The organism is Sorangium sp. So ce406 (assembly GCF_051474675.1).
In the GTDB taxonomy this organism is placed as follows: Bacteria; Myxococcota_A; Polyangia; order Polyangiales; family Polyangiaceae; genus Sorangium; species Sorangium cellulosum_G.
In genome coordinates this window covers 2,759,747-2,780,434 of sequence record NZ_CP150340.1, presented here as the reverse complement: position 1 = coordinate 2,780,434, position 20,688 = coordinate 2,759,747, and the positions used below count along the sequence as shown (strand labels likewise).

17 protein-coding genes and 2 tRNA genes are annotated in these 20,688 nt (G+C 72.5%); 9 read left to right on the top strand and 10 right to left on the bottom strand.

The genetic code is table 11. The features are described 5' to 3' along the window. Positions 1-22: 22 nt before the first annotated feature. From WME96_RS10455 to WME96_RS10445, 3 genes are all read right to left on the bottom strand, one after another. Entirely contained in the window at positions 23-463 is a 441-nt protein-coding gene (locus tag WME96_RS10455) for a DUF3574 domain-containing protein (protein ID WP_437290000.1), read from the bottom strand. Positions 464-539: 76 nt separating this feature from the next. Continuing rightward, complete coding sequence (locus WME96_RS10450; RefSeq protein WP_437289999.1) at positions 540-2,129, bottom strand: hypothetical protein; 1,590 nt, start codon at positions 2,127-2,129, stop codon at positions 540-542. 296 nt (positions 2,130-2,425) lie between these two features. Then, positions 2,426-2,797 (bottom strand): DMT family transporter, encoded by a 372-nt coding sequence (locus WME96_RS10445; protein ID WP_433935185.1) that lies wholly within the window; start codon positions 2,795-2,797, stop codon positions 2,426-2,428. A 197-nt stretch (positions 2,798-2,994) separates the two neighbouring features. Here WME96_RS10445 and WME96_RS10440 point away from each other — a divergent pair, with 197 nt between their 5' ends. From WME96_RS10440 to WME96_RS10425, 4 genes are all read left to right on the top strand, one after another. Further along, complete coding sequence (locus WME96_RS10440; RefSeq protein ID WP_437289998.1) at positions 2,995-4,092, top strand: type III polyketide synthase; 1,098 nt, start codon at positions 2,995-2,997, stop codon at positions 4,090-4,092. Then, positions 4,086-4,679: an isoprenylcysteine carboxyl methyltransferase family protein gene (locus WME96_RS10435; protein ID WP_437289997.1), complete on the top strand. Its 594-nt coding sequence runs from the start codon at positions 4,086-4,088 to the stop codon at positions 4,677-4,679. Before WME96_RS10440 ends, WME96_RS10435 begins: the two co-directional genes overlap by 7 nt. Beyond that, positions 4,676-5,779, top strand: a complete 1,104-nt coding sequence (locus tag WME96_RS10430; RefSeq protein WP_437289996.1) for an NAD(P)/FAD-dependent oxidoreductase — start codon at positions 4,676-4,678, stop codon at positions 5,777-5,779. The genes WME96_RS10435 and WME96_RS10430 overlap by 4 nt, the downstream gene beginning before the upstream one ends. Positions 5,780-5,950: 171 nt before the next feature. Then, positions 5,951-6,943: an OmpA/MotB family protein gene (locus WME96_RS10425; protein WP_437289995.1), complete on the top strand. Its 993-nt coding sequence runs from the start codon at positions 5,951-5,953 to the stop codon at positions 6,941-6,943. Between the two features lie 45 nt (positions 6,944-6,988). On the opposite strand, the gene WME96_RS10420 is transcribed toward WME96_RS10425, so the two are convergent. Then, complete coding sequence (locus WME96_RS10420) at positions 6,989-9,616, bottom strand: VIT domain-containing protein (protein ID WP_437289994.1); 2,628 nt, start codon at positions 9,614-9,616, stop codon at positions 6,989-6,991. Continuing rightward, a complete protein-coding gene (locus WME96_RS10415) occupies positions 9,613-10,086 on the bottom strand; it encodes a helix-turn-helix domain-containing protein (RefSeq protein ID WP_437292299.1) in 474 nt (157 codons plus the stop codon). The genes WME96_RS10420 and WME96_RS10415 overlap by 4 nt, the downstream gene beginning before the upstream one ends. Before the next feature lie 322 nt (positions 10,087-10,408). Here WME96_RS10415 and WME96_RS10410 point away from each other — a divergent pair, with 322 nt between their 5' ends. Then, positions 10,409-11,893, top strand: coding sequence for a lysyl oxidase family protein (locus WME96_RS10410; protein ID WP_437289993.1), 1,485 nt, complete (start codon positions 10,409-10,411; stop codon positions 11,891-11,893). Between the two features lie 137 nt (positions 11,894-12,030). Next, a complete protein-coding gene (locus WME96_RS10405; protein WP_437289992.1) occupies positions 12,031-13,125 on the top strand; it encodes a hypothetical protein in 1,095 nt (364 codons plus the stop codon). Between the two features lie 76 nt (positions 13,126-13,201). On the opposite strand, the gene WME96_RS10400 is transcribed toward WME96_RS10405, so the two are convergent. Continuing rightward, positions 13,202-14,980, bottom strand: coding sequence for a right-handed parallel beta-helix repeat-containing protein (locus WME96_RS10400; protein WP_437289991.1), 1,779 nt, complete (start codon positions 14,978-14,980; stop codon positions 13,202-13,204). A 970-nt stretch (positions 14,981-15,950) separates the two neighbouring features. Between WME96_RS10400 and WME96_RS10395 the strand changes: the two genes are divergently transcribed. Further along, a complete protein-coding gene (locus tag WME96_RS10395; protein ID WP_437289990.1) occupies positions 15,951-16,442 on the top strand; it encodes a hypothetical protein in 492 nt (163 codons plus the stop codon). A gap of 324 nt (positions 16,443-16,766) precedes the next feature. Here WME96_RS10395 and WME96_RS10390 read toward each other — a convergent pair. Together WME96_RS10390 and WME96_RS10385 are read right to left on the bottom strand one after the other, a co-directional pair. After that, positions 16,767-16,839, bottom strand: a tRNA-Arg gene (locus WME96_RS10390). Positions 16,840-17,040: 201 nt separating this feature from the next. Next, a complete protein-coding gene (locus WME96_RS10385; protein ID WP_437289989.1) occupies positions 17,041-17,448 on the bottom strand; it encodes a VOC family protein in 408 nt (135 codons plus the stop codon). A gap of 153 nt (positions 17,449-17,601) precedes the next feature. Here WME96_RS10385 and WME96_RS10380 point away from each other — a divergent pair. After that, positions 17,602-17,675 (top strand) — tRNA-Pro (locus tag WME96_RS10380). A gap of 208 nt (positions 17,676-17,883) precedes the next feature. After that, entirely contained in the window at positions 17,884-18,474 is a 591-nt protein-coding gene (locus tag WME96_RS10375) for a serine protease (RefSeq protein ID WP_437289988.1), read from the top strand. Between the two features lie 130 nt (positions 18,475-18,604). Here WME96_RS10375 and WME96_RS10370 read toward each other — a convergent pair whose 3' ends face one another. After that, positions 18,605-19,399: an MXAN_2562 family outer membrane beta-barrel protein gene (locus WME96_RS10370; protein ID WP_437289987.1), complete on the bottom strand. Its 795-nt coding sequence runs from the start codon at positions 19,397-19,399 to the stop codon at positions 18,605-18,607. Continuing rightward, the gene (locus tag WME96_RS10365; protein ID WP_437289986.1) at positions 19,396-20,526 is read right to left on the bottom strand and encodes a hypothetical protein; all 1,131 of its coding nucleotides are present in this window, start codon (positions 20,524-20,526) and stop codon (positions 19,396-19,398) included. Before WME96_RS10365 ends, WME96_RS10370 begins: the two co-directional genes overlap by 4 nt. Positions 20,527-20,688: the final 162 nt, after the last annotated feature.

Sequence of the window (20,688 nt, the reverse complement as noted above, 5' to 3'; positions counted from 1 at the left end):
GGATGCCCCGGGCGGTCACTCGTCAGAAATCGATGCAGACGGGCTCGTCGATCCGCAGCACGGACTCCTGGTCGAAGCGCGTCTTGTACTCCTCGCGGATCGCCTCGATGCTGTCGTGGGCGGCCTGGCCGCCGTCGTGGAGGAGCATGATCAGCCGGCTGTCCTCCCGGATCAGCTCACCCGTCGACGCGAGGTACTGGCCGTCGACGTCGAACTGCGTCAGCCCGTCCTTGAACCGCGGCGTCACCGCCGTATCGACGAACTCCTGCCACTCCTCCGGGGTGACCGAGGGCTCCTCGAACCGATCCAGGCCGAAGAAGAGCTCGGTCCGGATCATCCGATCCCCGCTGTCGCAGGTGACGCCGGCGCCGGGGGCGGGCCCCGCGTCGTCCGCGGCGCTCTCGCACCCCGCGGTCGCGAGGATCACGGCGAGGAGGGGGCACGCGAGCGATCGGCTGGGCATCGAGGCTTCCTCCGAGACGAGGGCTGTCGGGCGCTGGGGCAGCGCGCCCGGCAGCCTATCACGGCCGCCCCCGCGCTCAGTACATCAGGTTGCCCTGGCCGAGCACGAACGTGATGTTCTGACCGAACTCGGCCCGGGCGGTCGTCACGCGCGAGATGGCGTTCACGATGCGGTTGCGGCGCTCGCTCGCCGAGCCTGCCGTGAGGCCCTGGGCGATCTCGGCGCGCGCGAGGTCGAGCTGCTGCGACGCGGCGGGATACAGCGTCATCGGCGCCATCACCTCGATGGCGTCGTCGAGCTCGACGCGGGCGAGCTCCAGCAGCCGCTGCTGCACGTCGGCGCGCGTGTTCGCGAAGCGGTCGACGAGCGCCCGCGCGGCGTCCAGCCGCTGCTTCGCGATGTCGACGTTGAAGGCGGCGTTCAGCGCGCGCAAGAAGCGAGAGATGGCGAGGGAGTCGAGCGGCGCGAGGTCGAGCGGCGCCCCGAAGCGCTGCTCGAGCTCCAGGGCGGCGGGAGAGAGGTTGAAGGGCGTCGAGGCGTAGAACGTCACGGCATCGTTGATGCCCGGATCGGCCCTGTCGTTGATCTGCAGGTTGTTGTGGAAGAAGGGCGGCGTGTCCGCGGCCTCGATGAGGGGCGGCGGGTTGAAGGTGCCGTTGCCGAACGAATTGGCGAAGCCGATGCCCGTGGCGTCGAAGTCGGGCGCAGCGAGGTCTCGCCCCCCGAAGCCGCCGTCCGCGAGGAACTCGCCCCCGAAGGTGCCCCCGTTGAGCGGCGACCCCTTGGTGCGCGTGCCTGTATCGAAGTTGCGGTTGTTGCCGGTGTCCTGGAAGTTCGCGCCGGCGTTGTGGTGGCACACGTTGCAGCGGCCGCGGTTCGGGTCCATGAACGCGAGACGGCCGTCCTCCGCCTCCGCGTCGGACATGCGAACGCGGTCGAGATCGAGCTCGTTCAGCCGGCCCAGGCTGAGCTGGAAGGCCAGGGTCACGTTCTCCTCTTCCGGTGTCGGCAAGCGGAAGTCGACGCCCGGCTCGCGATCGAGGCGCCTCGGGAAGTGCTGGGTGATCGCGTCCTTGAGGAAGCCGCGCAGCGTGCCGTCGCTCGAGCCGTCCCCACCCCAGCCTGTCCGCTCCGCCGGCGGGTTGGCGGTGCCGTCCCCGGGATCCGCCCGGATGCTGGTGCTCAAGGAGAGGATGTGGTTCACCCCGCGCGAGACGAACCGGTGGCTCGCATCGATGAAGCCGTCCACGTTCTCGAGGATGCCCGCGTCGTCCAGGAGGTCCGAGGTCTCGAGCTCGGCGAGCTCGGGGACCTGCCGGAAGACGAAGAGCGGGTCATCGGGGCTATTCTGATCCAGGGCCCTGATGAACTGCACGTCGAGCGTCGTGTTGTTGTCCACCGGGTGGCAGGTGCCGCAGGTGCGGCCGTTGCCCTCGAACGTCTCGTGGAAGAAGACGCCCGCGCCCGCGCAGATGTCCTGGGAGACGAGCCCGGCCACGACGCGCGGATCCTGCGCGCACTCGGCGAGCCGATCCGCCAGGGTGACGGACTGCGACACCGCGTCGAGGTGCGCCGTGGCGCCCTCCTCCGCGTCCGAGCACCCCGCGGCGAACAGGGCCACGCAGCCCCCGAGCGCCATCCATCGCCGAGTAGTCGATCGTACCATCGAGATCTCCTGTGTTGCGAGCGGCACCCCGGCTCCGAGAGCATCTTCACACTTAGTAAGTAGTATTTACAAATGCGCCCGGAGACAGGCGGCGCGAGGCGCCGTCGCCGGCGTGCCTCGACCCTCGAGGCTCGGCTGGCTCCTGCGTCGCCGCTCGACTCTCGCCGGGTGGATGCCGGCTCCCTCGGTCCTCCTTCGCGCAAAGCGCGCCGGACCGCGTCGCTTTCCTGCTGCCTTGACGGCCGTGGTCGATCCCGCCCCGTCGGAGGCTGGTCCTTCGAGCGAGCGCCCCGGCGCTAGCTCATGTTGTACGCGACCATCGCGATCCCCGCCGCGATCATGACGATGCCGCCGATCTGCAGCGTCGTCAGGGTCTCACGCAGGTAGTAGACGGAAAAGACGGAGATGATCAGGAATCCTCCCGACGACATGATCGGGTAGGCGATCGACAGGTTGATGCGCTTCAGGGCGAGCACGTAGAAGAGGATGTTCGAGGCGAAGAGCACGAGCCCGAGCATGAGGTGGTAGTTCGTCGCGAGCGCGAGCCCCTTCTGGACGAGCGAGAGCCCTTCCATCGCAGGGACGCGCCGCGACGCCAGCTTCATGAGGATGTTCGCGGTCGCGTTGAACAGGAGGGCGATGATCAGGAAGAGGTAACCTTGAGCCATTGTCTGCTGTGCGGCGGGCGCCGGCGCCCGGACCCGCCATTCCCGGGAGACCTCTGGCGCAGCGGGCGGCACGGATCAACAGCGAATCGCGCGCCTCGCGCGCCTCGCGCACGAGGCGCGGTGAAGCTGCGACGGCGCGCGGGTGCGCGAGATCGCCATGGCCGGCGGCATTCCCCGGTGCGAGACTGCCGCCCACCATGAGCTTGGACCCTATGGAGATGCCTTTTTCCCCGACGATCGCGGCGGTGGGAACGGCGCTGCCGCCGCACTACGCGACGCAGGAGGAGACCTGCGCGGGGCTGCGTCGGCTCTGGGCCGGCAAGGGCGACGCGCTCGCGCTCGTGGAGCGTGTCCGGCGATCGATCGAGGTGCGGGGGCGCCACCTCGCGCTGCCGATCGACGATTACTACGCGCCCTCGACGTTCGCCGAGCAGAACCGCCGCTGGAGCGCGTGCGCGCTCGAGCTCGGCGAGCGCGCCTGCCGCGACGCGCTCGAGCGGGCGGGCCTCGGGCCCGAGGACGTCGACCACATCGTCTTCGTCTCGGTGACCGGCATCTCGGCGCCCAGCCTGGACGCGCGGCTCGTCAACCGGCTCGGCTTCCGGCGCGACATCAAGCGCACCCCGGTCTTCGGCCTCGGGTGCGTGGCCGGCGTGGCCGGGGTCGGGCGCGTCACCGACACGCTGCACGCCTTCCCGCAGCACACCTCGCTCCTGCTCTCGGTCGAGCTCTGCTCGCTCACGCTGCAGCGCGACGACACCTCGGCGGCGAACGTGATCGCCGCGCAGCTCTTCGCCGACGGCGCCGCCGCCGTCGTCGCGCGCGGCGCGCAGGCCGCCCGCAAGAGCGGCCGGACGGGCGGCGCCGCGGTGCTCGACGCGCAGGCCGTCTTCTACCCGGAGACCGAGCACATCATGGGCTGGGACGTCGTCGACACCGGCTTCCGCGTCGTCCTCTCCGCGGGCGTGCCGGCGCTCGTGCGCGAGCACGTGCGGCGCGACGTCGACGCGTTCCTCGCGCGCCACCGCCTGTCGCGGGGCGACATCCGCCACTGGATCGTCCACACCGGCGGGCCGAAGGTGCTCGAGGCGATCACCGAGACGCTCGAGCTGCCCGAGGAGGCGCTCGCCCGCTCGTGGAGCTCGCTGCGCGAGATCGGCAACGTGTCGTCCGCGTCGGTGCTGTTCGTGCTGCGCGACTTCCTGGACGCCGCGGAGGCCCGGCCCGGGGAGTACGGCGTGATGATGGCGTTCGGCCCGGGCTTTTGCTCGGAGATCGCGCTCCTCCGATGGTGACCTCGGAGCTCCTCTACCTCGCCTTCCTGGGCGCCGTCGCGCTCGAGCGGCTGGCCGAGCTCGCCATCTCGCGCCGCAACGCGCGCCGCGCCTTCGAGAGGGGCGGCGTCGAGGTCGGGCAGCGGCACTTCCGGGTGATGGCGCTGATGCACACCGCCTTCCTCGCGGCGTGCGCGCTCGAGGTCGGCGCGCTCGACCGGCCGTTCCCCGGGCTGCTCGGCGTCGCCGCGCTCGCCGCCGCGCTGCTCGCGCAGGCGATGCGGTACTGGGTCATCGCCACGCTCGGGGAGCAGTGGAACGTGCGGATCATCGTCGTGCCGGGCGCGCGGCCGGTGTCCGGCGGGCCATACCGCTACCTGCGCCACCCGAACTACGCGGCCGTGATCGTCGAGATGGTCGCCATCCCGCTCATCCACGGCGCCTGGCTGACCGCGCTCGTCTTCAGCGCGCTCAACGCGGCCGTGCTCCGGGTGCGCATCCGCGCCGAGGAGGAGGCGCTCGGGCCCGGGTACGCGGCGCAGATGGGCGGCCTGCCGCGGCTCGTGCCGGGCCGCCGCGCCGCGCCCGAGCGGCCCTCGGCGCCGTGACCGCGCGGTGCGACATCGCCGTTGTCGGCGGCGGGCCGGCGGGCCTCGCGGTCGCGATCGGCTGCGCGCGGCGGGGCCACGACGTGATCGTCCTCGATCAGGCGGCGTGGCCGATCGACAAGGCGTGCGGCGAGGGGGTGATGCCCGAGGGCTGCCGCGCGCTCGCGGAGCTCGGCGCGCTGTCCGAGATCGATCCGGCCGAGCGGGCGCCGATCGAGGGCATCCGGTACCTCCGCGCGGACGGCCTGCGCGTCGAGGCGCCGCTGCCGGCGCCCGGGGGGCTCGGCGTACGCCGTACGGCGCTCTCCACGGCGCTCGCGGCGCGGGCGCGGGCCGCCGGCGCGCGGCTCTCCGCGGGCGAGCCGGTGCTCCGGATCGAGCGGGCGGGCGGCGGCGCGCGGCTCGTCACGCGGCGGCGCGTCGTCGAGGCGCGCTACGTGGTCGGCGCGGACGGGCTCGGCTCCCGCGTGCGCCGCACGCTCGGCTGGGACGCGCCGCCCGCGGGGCCGCGCCGGCTCGGCCTGCGCCAGCACTTCCGGTGCGCGCCGTGGTCGACGTTCGTCGAGGTGCACCTCGCGGATGGTGTCGAGGCGTACGTCACGCCCGCGGGGCCCGAGCGCGTCGGCGTCGCGTTCCTGTGGGACGGCGACACGCTCGAGGGCCGCGCGTCGGCCGAGCGCCTCGTGCGCCGCTTCCCGGCGCTGGCCGACCGTGTCGCGGGGGTGCCGGCCGACTCGACGCCGCGGGGCAGCGGCCCGCTCGAGCGGGCGTCGGCGCGGCTGCACGACGACCGCTTCGCGCTCGTCGGCGACGCGGCCGGCTACATCGACGCGATCACCGGCGAGGGGATCTCGCTCGCGCTCGTCAGCGCGGCGGCGCTGTCGACCGCCCTCGACGCGGCGCTGCGCGGCGGCAGCGCGGCCCCGCTCGCCGCGTACGCGCGCGTCTTCCGGCGGGAGTTCCTGCGCTACGCGGTCGCGACGCGCGCGGTGCTGTTCATCGCGCGGCGCCCGCGCCTCCGCGACGGCCTCCTGACCGCGCTCGCGTCCGCGCCGTGGCTCTTCCGCTGCGCGGTCGGCGCCGTCCTCGGCCCGCGCTGAGCCCGTCCGACCGGGCGACCGTCGCCGGGCGCGCGCCTTGTGGGACCAGGGCCGCTCGGATAGGCTCCCGCCCGCTCAGCGCAACCGGCGCGAGCAGGATGGATCCGGATGATCCGTCGAGAAGGAGCCTGCCAAGTGCAATTGCCTGCTGTGGGTGTCGCGGCGAGCGAGATGGAACGCGCCGAAGCCGCGCCTTCTCCCGCCTCCCCTTGCCTCCCCCACCCTTCCCTCTCCCGGGTCGCGGGCGTCGGACGCCGCCTGGCCGCGTTGCTCGCGCCCGCGCTCCTCGTCGGGTGCGGTTACACCGAGTTCGAGTGGCAGGCCCAGCTCGACAGGTCCGAGCGCCTCCAGCGCGATCTGCAGACGAGCCAGCAGCGCATTCGCCTGCTCGAGGAGGAGGTCGCGCGCGGGGGCGCCGCGGCGCCAGCGAGGGAGGATCCGCTGGGCGCCGAGGGCCTCGACCTCGGCGCGGGGGTCCCGCGCGGCGACGCGGCCGTGGCGCGCCCGGCGCCCGAGCGCGACAGCGGCGTCCTGCGGGCGTTCCTCCCGGTGGCCGCCGGCGAGGTCACGGTCGCCCCGCGCGACGGCCGCGTGGTGATCTCGATCCCCACGCGCTTCCTGTTCAAGGGCAACCGCGACGCGTTCTCCCCGGCGGGAGAGAAGACCCTGCGGGACATCGCCGCGATCATCCGCGGCCAGGAGGCGTTCAAGGGCCTCGGCTATCAGATCGTCGGTCACACGACGAGCGGCGCGCCGAGCGTCGCGTGGCGCAACGGCTGGGACGTGACGGTCGCCCAGGCGCGCGCAGTGCTGCTCTTCCTGGCGCAGCCCAAGGAGGCCGGCCTGCCCCTCGCGCGCCTGAGCCTCGCGGCCTTCGCCGACCTGCCGCCTGCCGACGCGGCCGGCGGTGCGCCCGCGCAGCCGGCGGATCCGCGCCTCGAGATCGTCGTGGAGGGGACGGCGCAGTTCGTGGAAGGCCCGACCGGCGCGGCACCCCCGGCCGGCGCGGCACCCCCGGCCGGCGCGGCACGCCCGACCGGCGCGGCACCCGCGGCCGGCGCGGCACCCGCGGCACCCGCGGCACCCCCGGCTGGCGCGGCACGCCCGGCCGGCGCGGCACCCCCGGCGGCCGGCGCGAAGGGCGCGGACGACACGTACCCCTGAGGACGACCTGCGCGCCGCCGCGGCCACCCCGCCGCGGCGCGCCCGTCAGGCGCCGCGCAGCGCCTCGACCCTTCTCCTGAGCGCCCCCGCGTCCCCGAGCTCCCCCGCGACCTCGCGCACCGCCTCGGACGCCGCCGCGGACGCGACGTCCTGGACCCGCGCCCTCAGCCGCCGCCCGCTCGCGACGAGGTAGGCCGCCGAGAGCGCCGCCGCCACCTCGCGGTTCGCGCCGCCGCCCTGGAGGAGCGACGCGGCCAGCGCGCAGAGCGCCTCGACCGCCTTGGCCACCTGGGCGCCGTAGATGGGATGGGCCGAGTCGACGCCCTGCTCATGGCACGCCGCGAGGCACAGCGCCGTGCTGGTGAGCCGGCCGAGATCGGTCGACTCGCCGCGCTCCCAGAGCCCGGACGCGAGCTGCTCCTCGAAGACGCGCCCGAGGCCGCCCGTCTGCGTCCCGGCGTCCTGGGTCGCCGCCGGCGCGGCGCTCGGCGCCGGCGCAGCGGCGGGCGCCGGTGCGGGCCAGCGCTGCGGCCCCGCGGGTCCTCCCGGCGCCGCGCCGCCCATCGGCGCGGGGGCGCGCGCCGGGCCGGCCGAGCCCTCCGCGGATCCCGGCCCCGCGCTCGGCTGGAAGAGCTGCTTGGCGCGCGACCAGAGACCGCCGCCGGCCGACGGGGCCGGCGGTCGCCTGGGCGCGGGCGCGGCCGCGACGGGCGCCGCGGGCGCCGAGGCCCTCACGACATGCGAGGCAAGCCCCGCGCGCGGAGCGACCGCCGGCCCGCCTCCCATCGGCGCTGCCATCGCGGCGAACGCCGCCATCGGCGCCGCCGGCCGGCTGGACATCCCCCACCCCGCCGGCGCGCTCACCGGCACCGGCCTCGCCTCGGGCTGCCCGTGCGCCCGCCGGTCGCCCGTGCGCCGCTCGATCACCACGAACGACGCGTGCTTCGACGCCACCCGGTGCCGCACCGCGAGGTCCACGATGCGCTTCCGCATCGCCTCCGCGCGCTTACCGGACAGCCCGCGCTCCGACTCCTCCAGCTCCCGGACCCGCGCGCCCGCCCACAGCGCCTCGAGCCCCGGCCGCGACGCCTCCGCCGCGAGCTCGACCGGCACCTCGAGGCAGAAGCTCTCCCCGCGCAGGCTCCCGCGGAGCTGGAGGCGCCCTACCCCCGGCGCGCCGTAACGGCCGTAGAGCACCCACGGCTCGCCGTCCACGAGCGCGGGCGGCTCTGCCGGCGCGAGCTCGCCCACGTCGACGCCCTCGAAGCGCGCCGTGACCCCCGCGACCCGGACGGCCGTCGCCCGCGCGAACTGCGCCGTCACCTTCTCGTCGATGCGCTCGCCCGGGTGGATGAGCTCCGCGGCCCCCTGCGTCCTCCGCGCGAGGTCGTTCACGAGCAGCTCGCTCACGTTCGTCCCGATGCCGAACGTGTAGACCCGCACCCCCTTGCCTGCCTCGGCGACGCGGTCGACGATCTCCGCCTCGTTGCCCACCTGACCGTCCGTCAGCAGGACGATCACGCGGTCCCGCTCCGCGTCGCCGAGCATGCCCGCGGCGGCGAGCAGCGGATTCAGCATCTCCGTGCCGCCGGACGCGACGAGGCGCTCGACGAACGCGTCCGCGGCCTCGAGGGTCCGCTGCGTGAACGGCGCGAGCGCCGGATCCATCGCGTGGAAATCGTTGGAGAAAGCGATCACCCCGAACCGGTCGCCCTCGGCGAGGTGCCGGAGGCACAGCCGCAGCGCGCGCTTCGCCTGGTCAATGCTCTCGCCCTGCATCGAGCCCGACACGTCGACGACGAACACGACGTCGCGCCGGGCGGCCGCCCGCTTCGCGTCGAACAGATCCGGCACCACGGTGAGCGCGAAGGTCCCCTCCTCGCCGGGGCGCCTGTCGCAGACGAGCCCTGCCTGCACGCCCGGCGCGCCCGCGGCGAGCAGCACGATGTCCCGGTCCAGCGCCGCCCTGTCGTTCCGCAGCGAGACGCGCTGTCGGTGGCCCTCCTCCCGGCGCACCTCGATGGCGTGCGACGGGCTCTCGATCGCGACGTCTCGCCCCAGATCGAAGACGATGTCCACGGTGATGCCGTAGTCCACCCGCGCGATCTCCGGGGAGATCCGGTCCGCGTCGGGCACCGCGTCCGTCGGCTCCTGGACGCCGTGCCCCGTCCTGTCCCCCTGCGGCGCGCCCGGGATGTACCGGGGCGCGACGAGGGTCGGGACCATGAGCCGCAGCGCCCCCTCGTCGGCCTTCAGCGCCTGCACGAACGCGACCTCCACGACCGTCTCCTCCCCGGGCAGGAGGTTGCCGACGCTCGCCGTGAACACGTTGCGCCGCTCCTCGTCGAGCAGCGCGGCGCCGTGCCCCGTGGAGATCGCCTCGTCGTAGTCCCGGAACGCCTCTTCCCGCTCCTTGACCTCCCCCTCGAGCCTGCGGCCGGCGCACTCCATGGCGAACCCGGCGATGCTCGCCTCGCTGGGCAGCGGGAAGGTGTAGATCGCCTCGATCGGCCGGCGCTCCTCGTTCCGGTAGCGCTGCCGCACGACCAGCCGCGCCGCGCCGCCCAGGACCTCTCCCGACAGCGAGACGCCGAGCAGCGGGACCGGGCGGCCCTCGGAGGAGCGCAGACACGACATCGGCGCCGGTAGCGACACATCGGTGGACGGGTTCATCGCGAGCCTTTCAGGGCAAGGGTTGCGTAACGAGACTCGATATCGAGGGCGATGCGCCGCGAGCGCTCCGGCGCGTCGCTCCGCACGTGGAGCTCCACCCCGTCGGCGATCTCGACCCGCTCCCAGCGCTCGCCGCGCGGCGCGCCGGCGACCGGGGCCGGCGGCGCGACGTCCGGGCCGGGACAGAGCGCCGCCGCCGCGCGGGGCGGCCCCGCCGCGGCGATGCGCTCGATCTCTTCCACGCCCGCGCCCGCGAGGCGCGCCTGGATCTCCTCGAGCGGCAGGTGCGCCTGCTGGAGCACCTTGATGGCGCGGAGCCGGGCGAGGTGCTCGCGCCCGTAGGCGGTGTCCTTCCCGCGGAACTCCGGGGCCGGCAAGAGGCCGCGCTGCACGTAATACCTCACCGTGCGCGGCGCCACGCCCGCCTCGACCGCGAGCTCGTCGAGCTTGAACGTCGTCACGAGGAGCATCCTGCATCGCGACACAACGACTGTCAAGTAGACACCAAGAAAGCACGTTCTCGTCTCGCGCCGGGCGCGCGCGGCGCGCGCGGCGGGTAGGGCGGGTAAGGCGGGTAGGTAGATCGAACGCCCACGGCACGTAAGCGGCACGTGGGAAGACGGAGCGCCAGCGGCATGTCGAGCGCCTCGGCGCGCCGTGGCCCCATGGACAGTACCGGGGACATGTGATGTCCTGAGAAGTTCGGGCGTACCGAGATCTTTCCGCGAAGGAGCCGGTGCCGTGACGGCATCAAGGGTCCTGAGGCGGAGGACGAGGAGGACTGCGGGTCGCATGAAGCTTACACAGGTTGCGCTCTTTGGGATGATGGCTCTCGTGGGATGTGTGGGGGAAGAGAGGGAGAAGGAGGAGACGGGACAGGTCGAGATGAGCCTCGTGGGCCAGGCGCCCTCGGGCACCATGTACCGGCTGCGCGATGGGGTCGTGATGGTCCAGGGGCCCCAGGACACGCTGTTCTTCAACACCGAGGACGACCCGAACCGGATCCGCATCAGCGCGGACGTGCCGGTCGGCGGCTACTACGCCTTCCTGCAGGAGGGGTGGCGGCTCGAGCGCCTGAACCTCGACGGCGTGGCGCAGCCGGTGCAGGCGCAGCTCATCTCGATGAACCCCCAGTGGTTCGACGTCTACGCGGATCAGCGCACGACGGTCGCGCTGCGCTTCCGCGCCGGGGTGGACGAGGTGAGCCTCGATCAGGGCTCGTTCGACATCGTGATCGAGGTCGAGGAGCAGCCGGCCGCGTCGGCGCTGTGCGCGTCGGACAGCGACTGCGCGGCGGGCGAGACCTGCTGCCTCGGCGGCTTCATGGGCACCTGCGCGCGGCTCGAGCCGGGCGCGACGTGCCCGCTGCCCGACCTGACGGTCTCCGCGGACGTGGCGCAGTTCAGCCTGAACATCGGCCACGAGGTCTTCCCGGCGGACAGCTGCGCGATCGTGGAGGGCTGCGTGGGCTCGGCGGGCGATCGCCGCCTGATGCGCTTCTCGACGGAGACCCCCAACGTCGGCGAGGCGGACATGATCCTCGGCGACCCGACCCTCGTCCCCGGCTTCGAGTTCTCCGCCTGCCACGCTCACTATCACTTCAACGGCTACGCGCTGTACGAGCTCCTCGACGCGACCGGCTCGGTCGTCGCGACCGGCCACAAGCAGGCGTTCTGCCTGCTCGACAGCTCGCCCGTGGGCGTCCCGGGCGCGCCGACCACGCCGCGCTACCACTGCGGCTTCCAGGGCATCCAGCGCGGCTGGAGCGACGTGTACCACGCCAGCCTCGACTGCCAGTGGGTCGACATCACCGGCGTGGCAGCGGGCGACTACCTGCTCCGCATCGCGATCAACCACGATCGCACGCTGCCGGAGAGCGATTACGACAACAACACGGTCGAGATCCCGGTCACCATCCCGGAGGACGTCCCGACGACCCCCGGGGACCCGCTCGCGGCGTGCCCGGCGTTTTCTGGAGGTCCGGACCGCGACTGCGGCTGGTCGATCGCGCCCGGGTTCGAAGGCGTGCCCTGCACGCCCGGCGCGCCGATCACGGTCGGCTGCGGCTGCGCCTGCGGGAACGATCCGGTGATCCGGGTGTGCGACGGCGTGTCGGGCTGCACCGGCGTTGAGGCGCTCGCCTCGGTCGACGACACGTGCGGCCTGTGCCCGCAGGCGCCGTTCGTCTGCCCGGACAGCGGCGTCTACACGGTGCTCGTCGGGTCGTACGACGTGTTCTCGCCGTTCACGTGCGACGTGGCCGCGGCCGCTCCGTAGTCCCCGCCCCGGTGGTTCTCCCTCCTCACGACCCGTCCGCGCGTGCTACGAGAGCGGCGCGCGGGCGGTGACGCGCTCGCGGGGTGACAGGGCGTCCTGTCATCGAGCGCGTCACCCGTCCGGCCGGAGGAGACGCGATGCGCCCCATTCGAGAGAGCGATCTGCCGCCCGTCAAGGAGCTCACCCGGGCGTTCTTCCGGGCGGTGAATCCGCACGTCGAGCCGGTCGAGTTCGAGGAGAAATGGAAGTCCGCGCTGCGCTCGCCGATGCGCTTCATGCGGAGCTTCCCGCAGGCGTGGCACGTGGATCTGCTCGACGTGCCGCGGAGCAAGGTGCCTGGCGGCCGCTGCCTGTGCTTCGGCGACGCGCACCCCGACAACTTCGGGCTCATCACGTTCACGGTGGGCCCGCGCTACGTGTTCAACGATCTCGACGACGCGGGCCCCGGCCTCGCCGCGCTGGACGCGCTCCGGTATTTCACCGTGCTCCGGCTCCTGCTCGACGACAGGAAGGCGCTCGGCGAGCTCATGGAGCTCTACGAGGACATGCTGCAGGGCAACGAGCCTCTGCGCGAGCTCCCCGAGTCTCTCTATCCCGACGTCGCGGCCCGCGACGCGCGGCAGCTCGCGAAGTGGACGGAGGGCGAGGCGTTCCGGCTCGGCGAGCCCGCGCTGAAGCTGTCGCGCCCGGAGGCCGACCTCGGGGGGAAGCTGCTCGAGGCGCTCGGGCGGCTCGGCGGGCGGGCGGACGTCGAGGTGATCGAGCTCGCGCATCGGGACCGGGACTCCGGGGGCTCCGGCGGGCTCGAGCGGTACCTGATCCTCGCGCGCGAGCGGGGCGACGAGCGGCGGCTGCGTCTCCTGGAGCTCAAGGAGACGACCCACGCGGCGACGAGCTGGAACAACTTCTTGCACGAGGACGAGGACAGGCTCGATCGGGTGAAGGGGTCGATATGGCGCGGCCTCGAGGTGCCGTTCTATGTCGAGGTGCAGGTCGGCCGGAGCGTCTACCTGCTCCGGGATCGCCTGGGGCGGGCCTCGCTGGACATCGAGGAGCTCAAGAAGAGCGATCTGCGCGCGGTGCTCGAGGCGCAGGTGAGCATCCTCGCGCGCCAGCACGCCGAGGCGTTCGCCGGGCTCGACCTGCGCGATCTCGACGACTGGCTGAGGGAGAGCCTGCAGGTGACGTCGAAGCGGTGGTTCAAGGCCTACAAGCGGGCAAGGAAGGGATGATCCTGCGCCGGCGGAGATCCTCCAAGATCCCCCGGAACATCGCGATGGCTGACCAGCGCCAGGCCCTGGGCGCGGCTCATTCATGAGGGCACGCCAGCAGCTCCGGCGCGCTCGTGGCGCGCCTGCCCACGCCCCAGATGACGTTGTCCTCCGGGTGAAAGAGGACCTGCGCGCCTGTCGGGCCCGACAGCCAGCATTGCTGCTGGATGGAGCTCGACTGCCTCCCGCGCGAGGCGTCACAGCGCGCGACCTCGCCCCCGTAGATCGTGACGTCGCTCGCGTCGATCTTGATACCGGGGTAGGAGCCCGACGTCGCGCTCAGGCTGTTGTCGAAGACGAGCGGTCGCTCCAGGATCACACTTCCGACCCGGACCGCGCTCGCCGGCAGCGACGTCCGCGAGCTCAGGTACATGCCGTAGAGGCCGTTGCCCCAGGACCAGAGGTCCCGGAGCTGCACGCCGGTGCCTGCCTGGATGTGCACGCCATAGTTCCCGTTGTAGGCAGACCTGATCCTCTCGAGCCGGATCCCCGTCGGGCGATCGTCCTCGACGGCGCTCATCATGGCGACGCCGGTGCCTCCGTTGTGGTGAAAGTAGCTGTCCTGGACAAGGACGTTCGCGGGCACGGCGCTCGGGACGCCGGGTCCGACGCTGACCTGGGTCGCGATCCACAGCCCGTACCCATTGTGGCTCGCCGTGGAGCCGTCCCCTGGATGCAAGAGGCTATGGTGGACCTCGCAGTTCCGCACGGTCACATTGGCGGTGATGATCTTGATCGCGGCGGCCGCGATCGGTCCGTCGATGTTCTTGACCTCGCAGTTCTCGACGAGGATCGGGGGCGTGTCGTGGTATCCGGCGATCGAGGGCAGATAAATGCCGCCCTTCGGTACGCCGTCCACGATCACGTTCCGGATCACGCCCCCGGATCCGAGGGCGAAGGTGATCCCATCCAGGTTGGACGGCTTGCAAGAAGGCAGTTGAGGCGCGAGGGGCGCGTACCGCATGATGACGTTCTCCACCTCGCAGTCCGAGCAGTTGTTGAGCTGGATGCCGCTGTTGGCCCGCCTTCGTGGCCCCTCCGTGAGCTCGATCTGGAGATTGCGGATCCAGAGCCCCCAGACCTCGTCGACGGCGTCACCGCTCCTGGCGGCCTTGTTGACCTGGATCGCCCCGGGGAGCTGCTCCGGGTTGCAGGGGATCGCCACGAGGGTCGCGGTCTCTGGATCGCCCGGGCGGCTATCCGGAGACAGCTCCGGCCCCTCCAGGGTCAGCGCGTCGTGCTGGGGTCTCAGCGGTGTGCGCAGCACGTACCGCCCGGCCGAGAAGCGCACGGTGCGCCTGTAGGTCGGTAGCGACGCTGCGCACTCGATGGCCCTCGCGAGGCCTGGGCTGTCGTCGACGTTGGCGCTGTGGTCCACGGAAGCGTCGGCGGAGAGCGGCCATTCCGCCGGCCGTGCCAGGTAGGGTACGACGTCGACGACGCCATCGATGCCGACGGACCCCGGCAGGCAGCAGCCCTCTCGCTCGCAGGAGTTCAGGTCCTCGTGCAGCACGACGGTCCCTGCGCACACGCCGCTGGCGGGGCAGAAAGGTCCTGTGCACCGCGGCGACTCTGTAGCGTAGCTGGGGCAGCTCTTGCCGGTATCTTCGTCTCCCGTGAACGGCGGTTCGTTGTAGGGCGCGTCGAGGCTGCAGACATCCGGGTACACGGCGCTCTCCCCTCGGGGAGGGTGATAGCCCCACGCGGACCACGAATCGCCGAATCCGGCAGGGGGCAAGGCCGCCCATGCCGGGGCGGCGGCGAGCGCGAGCGAGGCGCCGATCCAGTCTCTTACGAGCCGCTGCGTCGACAGCATACGTTGCTCCTTCTTTGCGAGGGCCGTGCGTTCTTTCTGTCAAACGGGATGAGCAAGCACGGAAGTCGAGCGAAGCATGGCTGGATCGACACGGGAGGATCTCACCGGGGCACCCGCGCCGCGCGGCCGGGGCTCCACGGCCAGCGTCCGGCAGGAAGGCGCTTGGCTTGCGGGCGCGACGCGCCGATCCACCCACCGGGCGTTCCGTCGTCGCCAGAGAGGGGCTCCATCGGAGAGATGAGCGAGGCAGCGGCGCCGGGAGACGGTGGACTGCTCACGCAGCATGGAGACGACAGCGCGACTAAAAATGTGACGTAGCCAACAATATCACGCCAGAGAGCCTGGTCGAGGCGGAGCGGTGACGCCGGCTCCAGCGCGGTCCATTGCACCGGACGTGACGGCGGTCGCCGCCGTGGACGTGCCCGATCGCGGCGCTCGCTCGGCTCGACGATGCGGGTCGTGGTGGGGCGCCGGCCCGCCGTCCGCGTGCGCACAGGACGGCCTGGCGATCACGCACCCCCACAGTCCGCACGTCGTTGCGCTGCTGTTCGCGCTTTGGCCGCCGGGACGATCGGGTCACGCGCTCGCTCACCGGTGTGAGGAGCTCGGCATCAAGCATGGGGTCGACCCCGCGATGCTGGAGGTCGGTGCATTCGAATGGATGCTCGCCCGGCGCGCTGAACACCGCTGTCGTGCGCAATGCCTTCGGGGAGCGCTATCTCGAGCGCGACGCGGCGAGCTGTCTGCTCGCGGAACATCGGCGTTCCCGCGCGGCGCGACCTGCAGTCCCATCGGCGCGGGAGGACGTGATTGCCGCTCGGCGGCTGGGCAGCGCTCGCGGGCGGTGAGGCGCGCCGGCGGCAGGCGATCGACCGCGGCGGCGCGGACGAGCTTCGCGCTCGTCCGCGCACTTTCCTACCTGCTCGCCGATCTTGCGGCGGCCACCCCCCGGGGAGGACAATCGCGTGCAATGGTGACCTCCTCCGTGCCGGTGAAGGTCGAGCTGCTGGAGCGGACGGACGCGTACGTGGTGGCGACCTGGCGTCGGCTCATGCTGCTCGTCTGGCGCGGGCAGGCCACCGTCGCCGGCGTCGAGCGCTCCCGGGCGTTCTTCCAGGTCTGGGCGGCGCGCGAGCCGGGAGGGGCGGCGTTCCTGATCGTGCTCCCTCCCTACGGCACCAGACCGCCCGACGAGAAGACCCGGGCGGCGATGCAGCGGGCGGCGAGCGCCCCCGGGGGATACCTCAAGGGCATGGCCACGCTCATCGAGTCCGAGGGGTTCATCGCTGCCTCGGTCCGCGCCGTCATGATGCGGCTGCAGGCCCGCGGGACGCAGGCGCCCGCGCCGAACATCTTCCGGACGCCGGCCGAGGTCGCGACCTGGGCCGCGGCGTTGCTGCAGGACCGGGAGGTCACCCCGGAGAAGCTGGCGGAGGCGATCCGCGTCGCGCGCGAGGGCTGAGCGCGCGCCCTCCGCCCGATCGGCCCTGGCCCGCTTCCGCAGACACGCCCGGAAGCACCAGGGTGCAAGCGTCGCATCGATTGGCGACTACATCGATTACCTCTACAATCCGAAACCACGGCATTCACGGCTCGCTTGCATGAGCCCGACCGAGTTCGAATTGAAGACCCACGTGACCGCGCCCGCGGCACAGGGAGACTGCCCGCGCAAGCGGGGGAGGCCCCCCGCCGGGTCCCGTTTCGCTGTCGCCACGCCGGGTCGGTGTCGCGTCCCGTCCGGTAGCCGATGGGGGCTAACCTTGCGGAATGACCTGAGATTTACCAGCACCCCCGGCAAGAATTGAACTTGCGACCTTCGGTTTAGGAAACCGCTGCTCTATCCACTGAGCTACGGGGGCAGGGGCGTACAGCCGCTACGGGCGCCGGACCCTGGCACACCTCGCTTCTCGCATCAAGCCAGATCCCCCGCCCTCTCTCGCCGAGCCCACGCTTCCGCCGGCCCGCCCTCCCGCCAGCCGCCGGCAGCCTCGTCGCGCCCCGATCACCGCCACGGCTCCCCCAGAGCCCCGCCCCGATCGCCCGGCCCCGCGCCGGGCCCCTCAGCCCTCCCCCGCCTGCAGGTGCGGGTAGTGGCTCAGCGCCACCAGGTTGCCCTCGGGATCGCGCGCATACATCGAGTAGGCGCTCTCCCGCTCGATGGCCACGCCCCGCGCGGCCAGCCGCCGGCGCCACGCCTCCCGCTCGGACGGGGTGATCCCGAGGGCGACGCAGTGCCAGCCTGGCGCCTCGTCCGCGCGGGTCGGCCCGTCGACCGCTGCCCGCTCCACGGCCAGAAACGCGCCGCCCCCGAGCTCGAGCCACACCGACCTCGGCGCTCCGGACTCATCCGTCCAGCGCCGCACCACCGGCAACCCGAGGACGCCCGCGTAGAAGGCCTCGGCCCGCCCCAGATCGCGCACGACCACGGCCAGGTGATGGACCGACAGCGACGGCAGCGTCTCGCTCATACGGCGCGCTCATCTCAGCGCCTTTCTCGCGGGGACGCACCTGAAAAGCCCGCTCCTACGCGCCTCGCCGCCTCCGGGCGCTCGACCGCCGGCTCGACCCGTCTTGCCCCGGCAGGGCACCTCGTCTATGGTCCCGCTCGCGGACGCCACCCCCGGGGAGTCGCACAGTCCGGTAGTGCACGAGCTTTGGGTGCTCGTTGTCGCGGGTTCAAATCCCGCCTCCCCGACCCTTTTCCGACGAACCCCGTCACCCCTCGAGCCCGACGAGCCTCCCGGCCGCCCTTCGCTGGCCCTGGTCGCTCGCTCACCGGCCGCGCCGCCCCTCCCACGGGCGCTGCGCGCTCGGCTCACCGGCCCTGCCGCGCGCGCCTCATCGCCCCCGCTTCGCCTGCGTCTTACTTGGCCCCCCCGGGTCCGCCGCGCATAGTCCCCCCGATGTCGACGCACGGAAAGCTCATGCTCGGCGCATGCCTCTCCCTGGCCGTCCTCGCTGGGTGCGGCGGGCAGCAGGCGTCCGGCCCGGCGGCGGCCCCTGCGCCGCCTGCGAAGAGCGCGGCCCCGGCCAGGCAGGCGGCGCCCGCCGGGCAGCTCGCCCGCGCCGACGTGGAGCGGGTGCTGATGCAGGGGCCGCCGTGGATCCTGCGGCGCGTGCCGGTCGAGGAGGTCGTCCGGGCAGGCGCCTTCATCGGCTGGAAGATCCTCGCGCTGCCCCCGGACTGGAGCGCCATCGAGCTCAAGCCCGGCGACGTCGTCACCCAGGTGAACGGCACGCCGCTCGAGCGCCCCGACGACCTGTTCGCGGCCTACCGCGCCCTGGCCAGCGCGAACGAGCTCAAGATCGCTTACGAGCGCGAGGGCACCGCGCGCGAGCTCGTCATGCCGATCTTCGGGCCGCCTTCCCAGGAGACCGTCAAGGCCTTCGACAGCGACAGCCCCCCGCGCCGCCCGGCCACGGCACGGCCGCGGGGAACCACCGTCATCGAAGAGGACGACGGCGGCACCTCGCTGGAGAGCGACGAGATGTGAAGCCCAGCCGGGCGCGGCGCGTCCAGCGCCCAGCACCCGGTCTTCACCTTCATCGCCAGCACCGCCCCGGCGCTCCCATCGCTCGCCGCGCCGACGCCGCTCCTCCACCGCGCCGGCGCCGCTCGCCATCTCACATATCGAGCGCCAACCCCGCAATCCACGTCGACGTCCCGACGTGCATCTGCGGGCGCGAGCCGAACCCGTCCAGGTTCGCGTACATCCACTCGCCGAACAGGTACGTATGGTTGATGCCCGTGGAGTCGTCGAGCTGGGAAGACGCGCGGCGATCCAGCCAGTTGAGCGCGAGCATCCCGCCGGCCGCGAGGTGCGTGCCCCAGGTGATGCCCTGCGCGCGGACGCCGTCCGGCCTCGCCAGCCGAGGGCCCGACACGGAGTACCAGAGCCCCATGCCGACACCCGCCTTCGCGTAAGGTACGATCGGAATGCCCGTCCGGCGCATCAGCTCATCGATACGGACGACGGCCGACAGGTGCAGGGGCATGATGGTGAGCGAGGTCTCCTCCGCCTCGGCCCTCACGTCGCTGCCCGCCTCGAAGGCGTTCGCCGACGCCGACGTGATTCCAAGGCCGAGCCCCGGTCCGATCACGCCGACGAACGGGATCCGGAGCGGCAGCCAGTCGAACTCCATCCCGAAATAGAACCGCTGGTCGTCCCCGAACGTCTCCTCGAAGGAGCCCCCGCTGGCGGGATCCTCGTCGACCTCGGGAGAGTACGGGCCGAAGCGGAGCTCGAACGCGAAGCTCTGAGGCGAGGCATAACGCTCTTCCTGCTGGATGCTCGAGCGATCGGACCGCCGCCAGTCGCTCGTCGAGCGGCTGGACTGCGCGCCCGCCACGGAGGCGATGAGGAGCGCCGCGCTGCCGGCGAGGCACGCCGCGGCCGGATGACGGAGATGACGGTTCATGCGCTCTCCTGCGTGACAGACCGCGCGCGGCGCCGGCGGCTCCTGCGCCACAACCCCAGCGCCGCGCCGGCCGTGACGGCGCCGAGCGGCCACGAGACCCATCGGCCCGCCCCGACCGGCCCCTCGACGCTGCAGAAGCCCCCGCCAGCTTGCCCGCCGGCATCTCGGTACTTCTCGAAGAAACCGTCGACCTCGACCGGCGTCCCACAGGCGAGCGCCGAGAGCGGCCCGGCGTTCCCGACGGCGTCATAGGCCGCCACGCCGACGACATAGGAGTTGCCATTCGTGAGGCCCTCTGCCGAGCCACGGTTGGCCTTCCCCACCTTGCCACACTGGTCCCCGACGTCCGGGATCTCCCCCGGGACGAGACGCGAGGACTGGCACCCCGAGCTGCCCGCTCCTCCCGCCGTGCCCTGGCCACCGCTCCCGCCGCCGTCGCCCGCGCCGGCCGAGGACTGCCCGCCCTCATCACAGTAGAAGTAGTAGCCGAGCACGTCCTCGTCCTCGTTCTGCGTGAAGTCGACGAGGAGCCGCCCATCGCCGGCGCGCGCCTCGATCCCGGTCGGCGGCTTCGGGCCCTGAAGATCCATCTTGGTCTGCTCCCACTTCGCGACGTCCGTCGCGTCCGCGTCCAGGGATTGGAGCCGCATGAAGTAGATGGTCACCGGGACGGCGCCGGTGCTGGTCCTCGTGCTGTCGCAGCCGTCCGCGCCGAGCGCCGCCGCGATCTCCTTCACGGGCAGCACGATGGGCATCGTGTCATCGAGGTTGGACACACTCAGCACCTCCCGACAGCGCGTGCCGGTGTCGCGGTTCGAATACAGGGTGCAGTCCAGCGACTCGCTGACCCAGACGGCGAGCGTGTCGTTGGTCGAGAAGCCCTGCAGCGTCAGCGTGAACGCCAGATCGTTGTCCTCGATGCAGTCCTGGCGGCTGATCCACAGCGGGAACTCCGCGTCCTGCCGCTCGAACTTGGTGCGCTCCACGTCCTTGCTGATGGTCACCGTCGCCGCGGCCTGGCGCGCGCCTCCGGCGAGCGCCGCCGCCGCGATGACCGCCGCGCACAGCCGCGGGAGGAGCCGCCGCCCTCGCGGCCGGAGCCGCACGAGAAACCTTGTCGTGTCCATGTGCGCGTCCTTTCAGCACAGCTCGTACCACGCCGCAAATGCCCCGCACAGCCCTTCAAACAGCACGGAAACCCGCGCGTGTCCCCGTCGGAGGCCGCGTCGCAGGTCGCGCCGGAGGTCCGTAGAGGTCACCTCGGAGCGGCGCGGTGTGACGAGCTGGCC

Bases quoted from the DNA above. Each gene is read 5' to 3' on its own strand.
- WME96_RS10400 (WP_437289991.1), bottom strand. From the start codon at position 14,980: ATGCTGTCGACGCAGCGGCTCGTAAGAGACTGGATCGGCGCCTCGCTC.
- WME96_RS10365 (WP_437289986.1), bottom strand. From the start codon at position 20,526: ATGGACACGACAAGGTTTCTCGTGCGGCTCCGGCCGCGAGGGCGGCGG.
- WME96_RS10375 (WP_437289988.1), top strand. From the start codon at position 17,884: ATGTCGACGCACGGAAAGCTCATGCTCGGCGCATGCCTCTCCCTGGCC.
- WME96_RS10440 (WP_437289998.1), top strand. From the start codon at position 2,995: ATGAGCTTGGACCCTATGGAGATGCCTTTTTCCCCGACGATCGCGGCG.
- WME96_RS10415 (WP_437292299.1), bottom strand. From the start codon at position 10,086: ATGCTCCTCGTGACGACGTTCAAGCTCGACGAGCTCGCGGTCGAGGCG.
- WME96_RS10425 (WP_437289995.1), top strand. From the start codon at position 5,951: ATGGAACGCGCCGAAGCCGCGCCTTCTCCCGCCTCCCCTTGCCTCCCC.
- WME96_RS10395 (WP_437289990.1), top strand. From the start codon at position 15,951: ATGGTGACCTCCTCCGTGCCGGTGAAGGTCGAGCTGCTGGAGCGGACG.
- WME96_RS10445 (WP_433935185.1), bottom strand. From the start codon at position 2,797: ATGGCTCAAGGTTACCTCTTCCTGATCATCGCCCTCCTGTTCAACGCG.
- WME96_RS10385 (WP_437289989.1), bottom strand. From the start codon at position 17,448: ATGAGCGAGACGCTGCCGTCGCTGTCGGTCCATCACCTGGCCGTGGTC.
- WME96_RS10455 (WP_437290000.1), bottom strand. From the start codon at position 463: ATGCCCAGCCGATCGCTCGCGTGCCCCCTCCTCGCCGTGATCCTCGCG.
- WME96_RS10435 (WP_437289997.1), top strand. From the start codon at position 4,086: ATGGTGACCTCGGAGCTCCTCTACCTCGCCTTCCTGGGCGCCGTCGCG.
- WME96_RS10405 (WP_437289992.1), top strand. From the start codon at position 12,031: ATGCGCCCCATTCGAGAGAGCGATCTGCCGCCCGTCAAGGAGCTCACC.
- WME96_RS10420 (WP_437289994.1), bottom strand. From the start codon at position 9,616: ATGAACCCGTCCACCGATGTGTCGCTACCGGCGCCGATGTCGTGTCTG.
- WME96_RS10450 (WP_437289999.1), bottom strand. From the start codon at position 2,129: ATGGTACGATCGACTACTCGGCGATGGATGGCGCTCGGGGGCTGCGTG.
- WME96_RS10370 (WP_437289987.1), bottom strand. From the start codon at position 19,399: ATGAACCGTCATCTCCGTCATCCGGCCGCGGCGTGCCTCGCCGGCAGC.
- WME96_RS10410 (WP_437289993.1), top strand. From the start codon at position 10,409: ATGAAGCTTACACAGGTTGCGCTCTTTGGGATGATGGCTCTCGTGGGA.